We start from the raw sequence: 14,510 nt of genomic DNA, 5'->3' as shown, positions 1-14,510 counted from the left end.
CCTCAGTTGCGTTCCGCATGTACTGCCCCCATCGGCGGAGTCTCCGGCTGCGGTGTCTCGGGACGCGGCGGCAGCGGCCCGGACGGGCGCAGCCCGGCCAGCGGCCGGTCCGGGTCGGCGACGGTGGCCCGGATCGCGGCATCCAGCCGGGCGGCCAGCTCCGCCACCTCGGCGTGCCGGTGGCGCTGCGTCGCGTACCGGCAGGACACCCGGTACCGCTCGCCGCGTTCCTCGATGTCCACGATCAGCGGGTACGCCGGGTCGGCGGGCACCAGGTCCTCCAGCTCGGTGACCAGACCGTCGAAGACCGCCGGGTCCTCGGCCGGCTGGAGCACCAGCAGCACCTCGAACGGCGAGCCGTCCCCACCCGGTGCGGCCGGGAACAGCGGGGCCAGTTCCTGGAACGGCACGTGGCTGGCGCGGTAGGCGCGCAGCGCGCCGTCCCGGGTCCGGTGCAGCGCCGTGGCCACCGGGTCGCCGGGGGCCAGCTCCACCGCGAGCACGCCGACCGACAGCAGCGGGCCGACGACGCCCCGCCACTGCGGCCGGTCCCGCTGCGCGATAAGCGTGCCCAGCAGCACGGTTTCCCGCCGGTCCGCGCCGCTGTGGGTGAGCGCCGCGAGCGCGGTGCCGAAGACCATGTACGGCGTGGTGCCGGTGCCCGCGGCCAGCGCCCGGATCTCGCCGGCCAGGTCGCCCTCGATCCAGAGCACCACCTGGCCGGTACCGGTCGCCGGCTCCGCCGCGGCGGGCTCCGCCCGGTCCCGGTCCGCGCCGGTCGCCGGCAGCGGGGACAGCGCCAGCGGGCCGGCGGCCAGGTCGCGCCATTCGGTCAGCAGTTCGGCCCGGTCGAGCCGCAGCCGCGCGGCCCGCTCCTCGTGGCAGTAGTCGGCGAAGCCGTAGCCGGCACCGGCCGGCCGGTCACCGTCGAGCGCCGGAGCCGGGCCGATGCCGGCCTCCGACGTCCGGCCGTCGTCGGCCTCCGGCGTCCGGCCGTTCGCACCGGCCGCGCGGCGGCGGTTGTACGCCTGCGCCAGGTCGGCCAGGAACACCGACAGCGACCAGCCGTCGCAGACGATGTGGTCGACGACGACGAACAGGCGCCAGTCCGTCACGTCGAGCCGGGCCAGCATCGCCCGGAACGGCAGCTCCCGGCGCAGGTCGACGACCAGCGCGGCCTCGGCCTCGACCAGCGTGGTGAACGCCTCGTCGCCGAACTCGGCGACCGCGCCGCGCAGGTCCATCCGCGGCAGCTCGAACTCGGCCAGCGGGGCGGGCGACCAGTACAGCCCGTCCCGGCGTTCGGTGAACCGGGCCAGCAGCACCGGATGCCGGCCGAGCACCTCGTGCAGCGCGGCCTCCAACGCGTCCTCGTCCAGCTCGCCGTGCAGCCGCAGCACGCCCGGCATGTTGTAGGTGGGCTGGTCCGGGTTGCGTTCGCGCAGGTACCAGAACCGTTCCTGGGCCGCGCTCGCCGGCGCCGGGTAGCCGCCGTCGGCGCCGGCCCGCGGAATGCGCCCGGCGTCCGGCCGCTGGCCGGCCCGGCGTACCGCCGCGACGAACTGGACCAGCCGCGGACCGGCGAACACCGTGTCCACCGGTACCTCGACGTCCAGCAGCTCGCCGACCCGGTCCACCATCGCCAGCGCCAGCAGGGAGTGGCCGCCCAGCTCGAAGAAGCTGTCCTGCCAGCCGACCTCGCGGCCCAGCAGTCCGGCCCAGATCCCGCGTACGGCGGTGGCCACCGGATCCTCGGCCAGCCCCGGGTCCTCGGCGCCGGCCTGGTCCGGTGCGGCGTACCGCAGGGCCCGGTAGTCCACCTTGCCGTTCTTGGAGCGCGGCAGCCGGGGCAGCTCGACCAGCAGCGTCGGGATCATGTACCTGGGCAGGTGCTGGGCCAGTGCGGCGCGCAGCCGCTCGTCCTGCGCGGCGCTGAGCAGCCGACCCTCGCCGTCGGCGCCGCCGGCCGGATCGCCACCGCCGGCAGGATCGGCACCCTCGGCGCTCCCGTCCGCCGCGCTCCCGTCCGCCAGCACCACGTACCCGACCAGCACCGATCCGTTCGGTCCGGGGTGGACCCGCAGCGCCGCGGCCGTGACGCCCGGACACTGCCGCAGCGCACCCTCGACCTCGCCGGCCTCGATCCGCAGCCCCCGGACCTTGGTCTGGCTGTCCGCCCGGCCGAGGAAGTCCAGATCCCCGTTGTCGGCGCGGCGCCCCAGGTCGCCGGTGCGGTACATCCGGCCGCCCGGGACCGGCGAGTACGGGTCGGGGACGAACCGCTCGGCGGTGCGTCGCGGGTCACCGCGGTAGCCGCGCCCGACCGCGCCCCAGCCGACGTGGAGCGTGCCGGTCACCCCGGCGGGCACCGGCGCCAGCTCGTCGTCGAGCACGTGCACCGTGGTGTTGGCCAGCGGCCGGCCGATCGAGGCGGTGAACGGTGCCGCCGGACCGTCGGCGCAGAGCCCGGCGGTCACGTCGTCGGTGCACTCGGCCGGCCCGTACGCGTTGTGCACCGGGATCCGCGGCAGCTCGCCGACCCAGCGGCGCAGCACCTCCGGGGTCAGCGCCTCGCCGGTGGAGAGCATCACCCGCAGCCGCCCGGGGGTGGCCGCCAGGCCGGCGTCCAGCAGCGCGACGATCGCCGAGGGCACCAGTTCCAGCATGGTCACCGCGCCCTCGGCGACCACGGCCAGCAGCTTGGCCGGGGACTGCGAGGCCGGCTCGGGCACGATCCGGACCTGCCCGCCGATGATCAGCGGGGTGAGCAGCTGCCAGACGGAGATGTCGAAGGAGACCGGGCCGGTCTGCGCCACGCAGTCCTGCGCGCCGAGGTCGAAGTGCTCCACCATCTGCCACATGTGGTTGGTGACGCCGTAGTTGGTGGAGACGGCCGCCTTGGGCAGCCCGGTGGACCCGGAGGTGTGGATGATGGTGCAGGCCGCGTGGTCCGGGCTGGTCCGCGGCACCCGCCGCGGGTCCCGGCCGGCGACCAGTTCGGCCAGGTCCAGCGGTACCGGACCCGGGCGCGCGGGATCCGCGGAGGCCGGAGCCTGCACGGGATCCGGCGCCCCGGGACCCGGCCGCAGCCCGGCCAGCAGCCACTGCCCGGAGGCGTCGGCGATGACCGCGACCGGGGCGGTGGCGGCCACCATCGCGGCGGCCCGCCGGGGCGCCTCGATCGGGCTGATCGGGACGTAGCAGCCGTCGGCCTTGTGGATGCCCAGCAGCGTGACCAGGTAGTCGGTGCGGCGCTGCGCGCAGACCACGACGTTGCGGTCCACCCCGACGCCGAGCGCCCGCAGCCGGGCCGCGACGTGGTTGGCCCGCTGTTCCAGTTCGCCGTAGGTCAGCCGGGTCACCCCGTCGTCGGCGGCGACCGCGTCCGGGTCGGCGTCGGCGATCCGCTCCAGCGCGTCCAGGTAGTGCCCGCTGCGCTCGATCGCCGGGCCTCGGCCGGCGGCCACCGCGGCCTCGGCCTCGGTTTGGCCCAGCAGCGGCAGCCGGGCCGCCGGTGCCTGCGGGTCGGCCCCGATCGCGGCCAGCAGGGTGCACAGCGCGGCGGCGAGCTGGTCGGCCTGCCGGCGGCTGACCCGCTGCCGGTCGTACTGCAACTCGAAGCCGAGCACCCCGGCCCGGACCACGGCGTTCAGGCCGATGTCGGACTGCGTCGTGTAGTCCGGCACCGGGAAGCCGTGCAGCGTGGCGGCCCGGCCCAGCGGTAGGGCCGCGGCCGGGTCCCCGGCCACCACGCCGGCCGCCGCGGCGCCGCCGGGCAGCGCCGAGCCGTAGAAGGTGAACATCGCCTGGAAGATCGCGGCGCCGGCCGCCTCCCGGTCCGGGTTGATCAGCCGGGTGATCTGGGTGAGCGGCAGCTCCTGGTGGTCCAGCACGTCCAGCACCCGCTGCTGGGTCCGCCGGGCGTACTCGGCGAACGGCAGCCCGCCCGGCCCGCTGGAGCGGACCGGGACGACGTTGACCAGGTAGCCGACGTAGGCCGCCAGGCGCGGGTCGGTGCGGCCGGCGGTCGGGATGCCGACCAGCAGGTCGGCCTGGCCGCAGAGCCGGTGCAGCAGGGTCTGGTACGCCGCCAGCAGCACGTTGTGCAGGGTCAGCCCGGACCGTCGGGCGAAGTCGGTGAGCGCGGCGGTCAGCCCGGGCGGCGCGTCGAACCGGACGGCGCCGGCGGCCGGCTCGTCCGGGTCCGGCCCGGTGGCGTCCCGCTCGGGGCGCGGCAGCGCCAGCACCGGCAGCTCGCCGGCCAGTTCCCGCCGCCAGTACGCGGCCAGCCGCTCGCCGCGTTCGGCCAGCACCGCGCGTTCCCGCTGCGCCGGGGTGATGCCGGGGTGAACCGGCGCACCGGCCGGGTCGGCCCCGACCGCGCCGGCGGCGGCACCGGCCGGTGCGGCGGCGGCGACCGGCGCGACGTCGCCGGCCCGCGACGCGGCGGCGGGGTCGGCCCCGGTGAGCGCGGCGGCGGGGTCGGCCCCGGTGAGCGCGGCGTAGTCGCGGGCCAGCTCGGCGACCAGCACGGTGAGCGAGGCGATGTCGCAGACGATGTGGTGCAGCGACAGCACGACCAGCCAGTCGCCGTCCCGGCGCAGCACGGCGGCCCGCAGCAGCGGGTCGCCGGCCAGGTCGAACGGCGTGCCGGCCAGGTCGCGGTACCACCGGTCGCGCCGCTGCGCGGTCCAGGAACGCCCGTCCACCCGGTCGGCCCGGACCGTGCGCGGCAGCAGCACCGCCCGCGGCTGGCCGGCCACCGACCGCACCGACAGTTGGAGGCTGGGGTGCCGCCGGACCAGCCGGGTCAGTGCCGCGTCGAGGGTGTCCGGCGACAGCTCGCCGACCACCCGGAAGGCACGGGTGACGTTGTACGCCGAGCTGCCCGGGGCCACCCGGTGCAGGAACCACAGGGCGCGCTGCGCCTGGGTCAACTCGTACCCCGGCTCCGGCGTGGTGCCCGGGTCGCCGGCGGTGCCCGGGGCCGGCGCGGCGCCGGCGGTGCCCTGGGTCGGCGCGGCGCCGGCGGCCGGGCCGAGGGCCGGGTCGGTCGCGGCGCCCGGGGCCGGCGCGGGAGCCGGCGCGGGAGCCGGCGGGGCGGCCAGCGCGGCGGCGGCCAGGTCGGCGATCGACGAGGCGCGCAGCGCCACCGACGGCGGCAGCGCCACCCGCAGCGCGGACTCCAGCGCGTGCTGCAACTGGGTGGCCGCGAGCGAGTCCACCCCGAGGCCGGCCAGCGAGTCGGCCGGCGCCGGCTCGTCGGCCAGCCCGAGCAGGTCCCGCAGGTACCCGCAGAGCGCCCGGGTGAGCAGGTCGGCCCGCTCCGCCGGGCCGGCCGTGGCCGGCAGTTCGCCGAGCCGGCCGGCCAGGCCGGCCAGGCCGGGTCCGCCCGCGTCCCCGGCCGCGCCGGTCGTGCTGTCCAGCAGCACCGGCAGGCTGCCGGCCAGGTACCGCTGCCGCGCCGCCTGCCGTTGGATCTTGCCGCTGGAGGTCTTGGTGATGGTCTTCGGCGGGACCAGCGCGACGGTGCGCGCGGTCACCCCGTGCACCAGCGCCACGGTCTCCCGGATCCTCCCGGCGATCTCCGGCCAGCGCTGCGCCGGGGCGTTCTCGCGGATCTCCTGGCAGACCACGACCGCCTCGTCGCCGTCCTGGTCCACCGCGAAGACCGCGCCGCAGCCGGGCCGCACGTCCGGGTGGCAGGCCGAGATGTCGGCCTCCAGGTCCTCCGGGTAGAGGTTGCGGCCGCGGTGCACGATCAGGTCCTTGCTCCGGCCCTGCAGGAACAGTTCGCCGTCGTGGATGAAGCCCAGGTCGCCGGTGCGGATCGCCGGCTCCGACTGGCCGGGCAGCCGCAGGCCGAAGCCGACCGCGCTGCCCGGCGCGTCTCCCCAGTAGCCGGATCCGTTGCTCGGCCCCGCCACCGCGACCTCGCCGGTGCGGCCCGCCGGCAGCGGCGCCGCGGTCTCCGGGTCGATCACCGTGACCCGGGCGTGCCGGGGCAGCGGGTAGCCGACAAGTTCCGGCGCGGCCGGGCCGGCGGTCCCGACCGGCTCCGGCCGGCCGGCCTCCAGCGAGCTGCGGCGAAACGCGGTGCCGCGTCCGCCGCCACCCGGTTCGGCGCTGGCCACCAGCAGGGTCGCTTCGGCCAGCCCGTAGCACGGGGTGTGCGCGGCCGGGGCGAATCCGGCCGGCGCGAACCGCTCGCTGAAGGCGCGCATGGTGCGTGGGTGCACCTGCCCGGCGCCGTTGAAGGCCACCCGCCAACTGGACAGGTCGAGCCCGGCCAGTTCGGCGTCGGTCACCTTGCGGACGCACATCTCGTACGCGAAGTTCGGACCGCCGCTGATGTCCGCCCGTTCCCGCGCGATCGTCTCCAGCCAGGACGCGGGTCGGCGCAGGAACGACAGCGGGTCGAGCACGACACCGCGGGCACCGGCGTACAGCGGCTGGAGCAGCCCGCCGATCAGGCCCATGTCGTGATGCAGCGGCAGCCAGCTCACCACGGTGGAGTCGGGGCGTACCCCGAAGGCCGCGCCGATGGCCGCCTCGTTGTGCAGCAGCGCGCCGTGCGAGACCAGTACGCCGCGCGGCGTACTGGTGGAACCGGAGGTGTACTGCAGGAAGGCGGTGTCGGTGTCGCGCACCGGCACCGGTCCGGCCAGGTCGGCGCCGGTCGCGGCGGCCGGGTTCGGTCCCTCGTCGACCAGCAGCCAGCGGTCGGCCCCGCCGAGCCCGCCCAGTTCCTCCGGCGCGGCGGCGGCGAACTGGTACACGAACGAGGTGGAGACGATCAGCGCGGGCTCGCAGTCCCGCAGCACGCCGACCACCCGCCGCCGGGACGAGCCGTCCGCCGGCAACGGCAGCGGAACCGCGATCACGCCGGCGGCCAGGCAGCCCAGGAACGCCACCGCGAACTCCGGCACGGTCGGCAGCAGCAGGACGGCCCGGTCGCCGGGGCGCAACCGCCGGCGCAGCACCGCGGCCAGCGCCGCCGAACGCCGGGCCAGTTGCCCGTACGTCAGGATGGTCGGTGCCGCGTCCGGGTCCAGCGCGGCGAAGGTGAGCGCCGGACGGTCGGGGTCGCGCTCGGCGTGCCCGTGCAGGCGCGTGATCATGGACTCCGTCATCACGCCTCGTCCGTCCACCGTGCCACGACCGTCAGCTCGCTGGCGCCGAAGATCAGCCGCGGGTCCAGCAGCCGGCTGGCCTCGTAGTCCACCGACAGATGTGAGGTCTGTGCCAGCAGCCGGCGCAGCGCCACCACGATCTCCTGCCGGGCCAGCGCGGCCCCCAGGCAGAAGTGGATCCCGTAGCCCAGGGCCAGGTGCGGGTTCGGCGAGCGGTCCAGTTGGAAGACCTCGGGCCGGTCGAAGACCCGCCGGTCCCAGTTGGCGGCGGCCAGCCACACGGTCACCGGCTGGCCGGCCGGGATCGTCTGCCCGCCGACGGTGGCCTCGCGGACGCTCTGCCGGGCCACCCGGGTGGTCTGGTTGCGGTACCGCATGACCTCCTCGACCGCCGGGCCGAGCAGGTCGGGGTCGCCGCGCAGCCGGGCCATCGCGGCCGGGTGCCGGTCCAGGCAGATCACGGCGTTGACCAGGGTGAGCGTGGCGGCCTGCCCGGTGGACAGCAGCAGCGCGATGAGCCCGATGATCTCGTCGTCGCTCAGCCGCTCGCCGTCCAGTTCGGCCCGGACCAGCGCGCTGGTCAGGTCGTCGCCCGGGTTGCGCCGCCGGCGGGCGAGGTACTCGTGCAGGTAGGCGGCCATCAGCCGGACCCGGCGGGCGACCTGCTTGAGCGAGTTGCTTTTCGAACCCGGGTCGATGAGCGAGAGCAGGTCGCCCGACCAGGCCCGGAACAGCTCCTGGCCCTGGGACGGGATGCCCAGCATCCGGGCCACCACCGTCGCCACGACCGGCGAGGCGAAGTCGTTGACGTACTCGAACCGTGGCCGGCCGCGCACCGCGGCCAGGTACTCCTCGACGCATGCCTCGATCATCGGCGCCAGCCCGGCGACGTACCGGGGCGTGAAGACCCGGCTGACCAGGCCGCGCAGCTGCCGGTGCCGCGGCGGGTCCATCCAGGACAGGTTGCCCTCCCGGAACAGCTGGAACGCCGAGCCCTCCGGCAGGTCGACGGCGGTCGCGCTGGAGAACGCGCCGGGGTTGGCCAGCACCTCCATCGCCTCGGCGTAGCCGAAGACGTGCCAGCCGTCCTGCTTCGGCGAGCACTGCACGGGCGCCTGCGCGCACCGGGCGTCCAGCCAGGAGACGAACTCCGCCTCGTCCTGCGGCGGGCTGGTCCACTCAGTTACCGGCGTGGCCATGCTCGGCCCCTTCGTGCTGGCCGCCGTGGCGCCGGCGGCGGGGCCGAGGTGGTGTGCGTCCACCCAGGCCGGGTCGTAGATGGTGTTCCGGTACGGCTCGCCGCCGTCGGCGCACAGGAAGGCGACCACCGGCGCCGGGCCCTGCCGGTCGGCGAAGTAGCGGTTGATCGCGGCGTACACGCACCCGGTGGATCCGCCGGCCAGCACGCCGTGCTCGCGCAGCAGATCGTGGCAGCCGGCGACCTCCTCCCGTTCGGAGACGATCACCGACTCGGTGATGGTCGCCTGGTCGATCAGCGGCGGCCGGATGCTGGAGCCGATGCCGGGCAGGTACCGCCGGCTCGGCGGGCCGCCCAGGATCACCGACCCGGCAACGTCCACGGCCACCACGCTGACCCCGGCGTAGTCCCTGGTGACCCGCTGGGACAGCCCGGCGATGGTGGCCCCGGTGCTGATGCCCACGAAAAGGTAGTCCAGCCGGGGCAGCGCCGCGGCCAGCTCCGCACCGGTCAGCTCGTAGTGCCCGCGCAGGCCGTCGGTGTTCGAGTACTGGTCCGGCCAGTACCCGTGGTCGACCTCCTTCATCACCTCGGCGACCCGGTCCAGCCGGCTCAGCAGGAAGCCGCCGGCGCCGACGGGACCCTCCACCTTCTCCACCCGGTCCCAGGTCCGGCGCAGGGTGCGTTCGGTCGCGCCGTTGACGTTCGGGTCCAGCACGGGAACGAGCTGGATGCCCAGCCGGGCGCAGAGCCAGGACAGCGAGAGGGCGAAGTTGCCGGAGGACGACTCGACCACGGTGGTGCGCCGGGTGATCTCACCGCGCCGGATCGCCTCCCGCAGGATCCAGTACGCGGCGCGGTCCTTGGTGCTGCCGCCGGGATTGGTCAGCTCCATCTTCGCGTACAGCTCGATCCGCGGATGGGGCAGCCGGCGCAGCTCGGTGGCCGGCATCTCGCGCCGCATGGCCTCGATCCGCTCCCAGAGCACCACGTCGGTCATCCTCACCGCCCTCCCTCGCCAGCTCCGCGGCGCCGGAAAAGTCCGGGCCGACCATCTCCGCGCGGCTCAGCCACCGGCGCCGGGGTGCCGCGGCGCCGCGGCACCGGCGCGGGTCACACCCGGCACAGCCGGAAGCCCATGTCGTAGCAGCTGTAGTCCGGCGGGTTGTAGATCCGCACCCAGACCAGGCAGCCGAGCGGGGTGCAGTTGTTGTAGAAGGATCCGCCGCGGATCACCCCGAGTTCGACGGTGCCCTTCTTGGTCTCCAGGCGCTTGGTCTTGTGCGGGTCGAACGGGTAGCGGTGGTAGCCGTTGCCCATGATTTCCCAGACGTTGCCGGCCATGTCCTGCGGGCCGTAGACGCCGGCCGCGTCCGGGTACCGGCCCACCGGCGTGGTGTCGCCGACCTGCATGGTGTGGTTGCAGTTCTGCGGCGTGGGCGGGGTGTTTCCCCACGGGTAGTCCCGGCCGTCGGTGCCGCGGGCGGCCTTCTCCCACTCGGCCTCGGTGGGCAGCCGGGTGCCGGACCAGCGGCAGTACTCCAGGCAGTCCAGGTAGCTGACGTGCGTGACGGGGTGGTCGTCCTTGCCGCTCACGTCCGAGCCGGGGCCGCGCGGAGCCCGCCAGGTCGCCCCGGCGGTGGGCTTCCACAGGTGGTCCTGGTCGGGCGTGGTGACGTCGTCACCGCCGTGCCATACCCAGCTCTCGCCGCCCCGCTCGGCCGTGGTGACATAGCCGGTGTCGGCCACGAACCGGGCGAACTCGGCCACCGTCACCGGCCGCCGGGCGATCGCGAACTCGTCCACGTGCACGGTGTGCATCGGCCGGGAGGCGCCCGGGCGCCCTCCGGGGTGGTCTCGTCGCTGCCCATCAGGAACGGCCCGGCCGGCACCGTCACCCAGTAGTCGTCGCCGAGTTCCGCCGGTCGCCCACCGGATTCCGCCGCGTGCCCGTCCGACTGCGCCCGGCTGGCGCCGCTGACCGCCGCTGTCATGAGACCTCCCAATAGCTTGATGCGGACTCGTTCGTCTGGTCCAGCCAGTACTGCCGCGCGATGGACAGCGGTGCCGTACCGCAGCGCAGCAGATGGTCGTGGAACCGTTTCAGTTCCGGTGCCGCCGTGCTGCCGAGACCGTCCCGCCAGTCCCGAATGGTGATCTTGCCGAGGGCGTACATGGCGCCCATGGGTTGACTGGTGACCGCGAGGACCTCCCGGGCGGCCCGCTCGGCGGACCAGCCGCAGGAGTCGGCGGCCTCGCCGACCGCGTCGGCGAAGGTGCTCCGCCGCAGGTGCATGGCCAGGAACGCGACCAGCCGGGCCGCGGACTCCAGCGCGGAGCGCAACTGCGCGACCCGGACCAGCGGCCGGTCCTGCGCCAGGCCGTACGCCACGGCGAGTTCCTCGGTGTAGTGCGCCCAGCCCTCGGTCAGCCCGGACAGCCACGGGAAGCAGGTGCGGATCACGCTGCCGCCGCGGGCCGCCGCCTCGGCGTGCACGTAGTGGCCCGGGTACGCCTCGTGCACCGCCAGCACTTCCAGCATGGGGTCGTTGAGGAACTGGCGGTGCAGCGGCGAGACTGCCGCACCGGGCTGTGCCGCCGGTCCGGGCAGGGTCAGCCGGTGCGGCGGCCGGTCCGGATCCAGCGGGGCCGAGATCTGGAACTCCACGGTGGCCAGGCTGCCCAGCCGGTCGGCGTGGTCGATCTCCAGCGGCCGGTCGATGTCCATCGACACCAGGTCCACCCGCGCCCAGAAGTCCCGTACCCGCCGGATGATCCCGGCGAAGGTCGTCGCCGTGTCGGTGCTGACCTGCTCCCCCAGCAGCGCCACCACCTGCCGGCGGTCGGCCGCGCCGAGCTGCCGGGCCAGCGCGTCCAGGCCGGTCTGCGCGGTCGCCACCTCGGCGCGGGCCTGGTCGAGCAGGTCGGGGGCGGGCCGCCGGATCCCCTCGACCACCCGCAGGAACTCGGCGAGCCGCTCCGGCCCGTACAGCCGCGCCGCGGGTCTGGTGGCGGCCACCGCCCGCCCGTACTCCCGGCAGGCCGCCGCCGCGGTCGCGGCCAGTTCGCGCCGGTGCCGCGCATCGGCGGAGTCCCCCGGCGACAGCCGCTCGGTCACCGTGCCGATCTGCTGCGCCTGCGCCCGCGCCAGCTCCACGGCGCGCAACCGGTCGCCGGCCGGCAACCGGTCCGGCAGGGTCCGGGCCGCCTCGGCGAGAAACCCGGGCAGCGCGGCCAGGTGGGTGGCCAGCGCCGCCGCGCGGTCCGGATCCGGCGCGCCACTGCGCGGGTACGCCGACAGGTCGGCCTCGCCGAGCACCTCCAGCGGAGTGAGGTACGACTGGCCGAGCGCGCTGATCTGGAAGCGTTCGGCCTGCACCATGTGCCGCGCCGTACCCAGGTCGGCGCGCAGCTCGGCGGCGGCGCCGCCCCGGCCGGCGGAGCCGGCACGACCGGCGGATCCGGCACGACCGGCGGGGCCGGCCGCGTCGGCGGAGTCGGCCAGGGTGCGCAGCGCGTCGCCGACCAGGGCGTCCAGCCGGTCCAGTTCGGCCGCCGGGCGCGGGCCGGGGTCGGGCAGGCGGCCGGCGGCGGCGGGCAACCCGGCGCGCCGGCCGAAGCTCGGGTACTGCCGGAAGAAGTGCGCGGTCACGGCCTCGACGGCGCCGGTCGCTCCGGCCTCCGCCTCGCCGCCTCCGGCAGCGCCGCCTCCGGCGGCGTCGCCACCTGCGGCGACCGCGAAGGCGGCGTCGGCGGCACCGCCGCGCCCGGCGGCGGCCGGGCCGCCCGCGCGGTGGTTGCCGGCCAGCCGGTGAGTCACCGCGGCCCGCCCCCCAGCACCGCCCGGACCGAAGATTCCAGGATGGACAGACCCTCGTCGAGATCGGCGTCGGTGATGGTCAACGGCGGCAGCAGCTTCACCACGTCGTCGTGCCGCCCGGAGGTCTCCATCAGCAGGTGCCGCTCGAAGGCCGCCGCGCGGACCCGACCGGCCTGGGCCGGGTCGCCGAACCGCAGGCCACGGCCCAGGCCGCGACCGCGGACCGCGAGGTCGGCCTCCGGGTAGCTGGCCGCGATGTCCTGCAACGCCCGGCCGACCCGCTCGCCGCGGGCCCGGGTCGACTTCTCCAGCGTGTCGTCGCTCCAGTACGCACGCAGCGCCTCGGTGGCGGTCACGAACGCGTGGTTGAAGCCGCGGAAGGTCCCGTTGTGCTCGCCGGGCTGCCAGATGTCCAGCTCCGGCCGGATCAGCAGCAGCGCCAGCGGGCTGCCGTAGCCGCCGATCGCCTTGGACAGGCAGACCAGGTCCGGCACGATGCCGGCGTCCTCGAAGCTGAAGAACGGCCCGGTCCGGCCGCAGCCCATCTGGATGTCGTCGACGATGAGCAGCACGCCGTGCCGCTGGCACGCCTGGGCCAGCGCCCGCAGCCAGGCGGCGCGCACGGCGGTCATGCCGCCCTCGCCCTGCACCGTCTCCACGATGACCGCGGCCGGTTCGGCCCGCTCGCCGGTGCGGTCCAGCAGCCGGTCGAAGTCGGGGATCTCGGCCGCCGGCAGGTCCGGGTGCGCGTCGTAGGGCAGCCGCACCCCGTGGCCGAGCGGCACGCCGGCGCTGTCCCGGTTGGCCGCGAACCCGTTTACCGACAGGGCGCCGAGCGTCATGCCGTGGAAGCCGTCGTCGAAGTAGCCGACGTGGGTGCGCCCGGTGACCTTGCGGGCCAGCTTCAGCGCCGCCTCCACGGCGGTGGCGCCGGCCGGGCCGGGGAAGGCGACCCGGTAGTCGAGGTCGCGGGGTGCCAGGACCCGTTCGCTGAGGGTCCGCAGCAGGTCGGCGCGGGCGGTGGTGAACATGTCCAGCGCGTGCGTGACGCCGTCGCGCTCCAGGTAGTCGATGAGCGCCCGCTTGAGCACCGGGTCGTTGTGCCCGTAGTTGAGCGTCCCGGCACCGGCGAAGAAGTCCAGGTAGGACGTGCCGTCCGCGGTGTACAGCCGGCTGCCGCGGGCGCGGTCGAACACGGCCGGCCAGTTGCGGCTGTAACTGCGTACCCCGGATTCGTACTGATCGAAAATGCTCATGTTGAAGTCCGCCACCCCCGTCAGGTCGGTCGCGCCGACGTCACGAAATGTAGGAAAAGTACGATCTCAGCGCGGGTAGCAGCAGAGCGGGTGGCACTCGGCCGATGACGCCGAGCGCGAAGAGGAGGTTGTAGCGCAGGTTGGTGGCCGGCATGCCCTGCCGGGCGGCGGTCAGCCCACGCCACGCGCTGCGCCGGTCGTGCCAGTCGATGTTGAACGACATGGACGATGTCTCCGACACCACCTTGTGGAACGTCCCGGGCGGCATGTAGAGCAGGTCGCCGGAGCTGACCACGCAACTGCGCACCTCGACGTCCCGAAACAGCGGGTAGCGCTCCAGGTCCGGATCCTCCGGATCGATCGGCGACCAGCGCCAGCCGTTGAGGTAGCAACGGTCCCGGTCCGCCGCGTCGACCATGACGAACCGCTTGTCGCCCTTGATCTGCAGGAAGAGGTTGTGCGTGAGCAGCGCGTCGAAGTGCAGCGGCGTCACCGCGCCGGATGCCCCGACGAAGAACTGGGTGAAGTCCCACCACCGGCCGCGGAAGAAGGGGGGCAGCAGGTCCACCTGGAAGCCGACGATGTCCTCGCGCAGCTGCGGGATGGTCGACAACAGCGGCAGGTCGTGCAGGTACGGGGGCCGTTTCGGCCCTCCGCCGGCCGGGTCCCGCGACGCGTCGTCACCCGTGGCCGTGCGCTGTTCCCAGTCGCTGACGACGCGGGCGTAGTCCGCCAGCCGCATCGTGGTGGTCTGTCCGGCGTCCACCGAGCCGGTCTTCAGCCGCACCTGCAGGTCCGGCGCCAGGGAGGCGAAGTGGTCCAGGGACCAGCGGGTGACCGCCGGCATGTCGGTGAGCGCTCCCCGCATCACCAGCGGCTTCCTGCCCATGTACTGCGTGCGGAACTCCTCCGGCGACAGCCGGCCACGCACATCGATGGGCCGCCCTGCGGCAACGGTTGACACGCGTACTCCTCCGACTCCGGTTCGGCTGGTTCACGAGGTCCCCGAGCGGTGCGGAACGCGCCAATCCGCGTCCGGCACACGCACCCGAGGGCGCTACGCCGGGCCGCGGCCGCGAACAGGCCGCCGGCGACACACCGGC

At 75.1% G+C, this 14,510-nt stretch carries 7 protein-coding genes; all 7 read right to left on the bottom strand.

The genetic code is table 11. The features are described from left to right. Positions 1–2: 2 nt before the first annotated feature. Complete coding sequence (locus CIK06_RS08825) at positions 3–7,133, bottom strand: non-ribosomal peptide synthetase (RefSeq protein ID WP_095564416.1); 7,131 nt, start codon at positions 7,131–7,133, stop codon at positions 3–5. Then, on the bottom strand, positions 7,133–9,331 hold the full coding sequence (locus CIK06_RS08820) for a pyridoxal-phosphate dependent enzyme (RefSeq protein ID WP_095564415.1): 2,199 nt from the start codon (positions 9,329–9,331) through the stop codon (positions 7,133–7,135). Before CIK06_RS08820 ends, CIK06_RS08825 begins: the two co-directional genes overlap by 1 nt. 113 nt (positions 9,332–9,444) lie before the next feature. Continuing rightward, a complete protein-coding gene (locus CIK06_RS08815) occupies positions 9,445–10,137 on the bottom strand; it encodes an SUMF1/EgtB/PvdO family nonheme iron enzyme (RefSeq protein ID WP_157756665.1) in 693 nt (230 codons plus the stop codon). After that, positions 10,104–10,325 carry a hypothetical protein gene (locus tag CIK06_RS29240; protein WP_157756664.1) on the bottom strand — a complete coding sequence of 74 codons (222 nt, stop codon included), beginning with the start codon at positions 10,323–10,325 and terminating at the stop codon, positions 10,104–10,106. Before CIK06_RS29240 ends, CIK06_RS08815 begins: the two co-directional genes overlap by 34 nt. After that, positions 10,322–12,151 (bottom strand): DUF885 family protein, encoded by a 1,830-nt coding sequence (locus tag CIK06_RS08810; RefSeq protein ID WP_157756663.1) that lies wholly within the window; start codon positions 12,149–12,151, stop codon positions 10,322–10,324. Before CIK06_RS08810 ends, CIK06_RS29240 begins: the two co-directional genes overlap by 4 nt. Beyond that, on the bottom strand, positions 12,148–13,407 hold the full coding sequence (gene ectB / locus CIK06_RS08805) for a diaminobutyrate--2-oxoglutarate transaminase (RefSeq protein WP_095567673.1): 1,260 nt from the start codon (positions 13,405–13,407) through the stop codon (positions 12,148–12,150). Before ectB ends, CIK06_RS08810 begins: the two co-directional genes overlap by 4 nt. 40 nt (positions 13,408–13,447) lie before the next feature. After that, on the bottom strand, positions 13,448–14,371 hold the full coding sequence (locus CIK06_RS08800; RefSeq protein ID WP_157756662.1) for a cupin-like domain-containing protein: 924 nt from the start codon (positions 14,369–14,371) through the stop codon (positions 13,448–13,450). Positions 14,372–14,510: the final 139 nt, after the last annotated feature.

The sequence above is a fragment of the Plantactinospora sp. KBS50 genome (assembly GCF_002285795.1).
Lineage (GTDB): Bacteria > Actinomycetota > Actinomycetes > Mycobacteriales > Micromonosporaceae > KBS50.
Note: the sequence above shows the minus strand (reverse complement) of the source record. Positions and strands in the feature narration are given on the sequence as shown.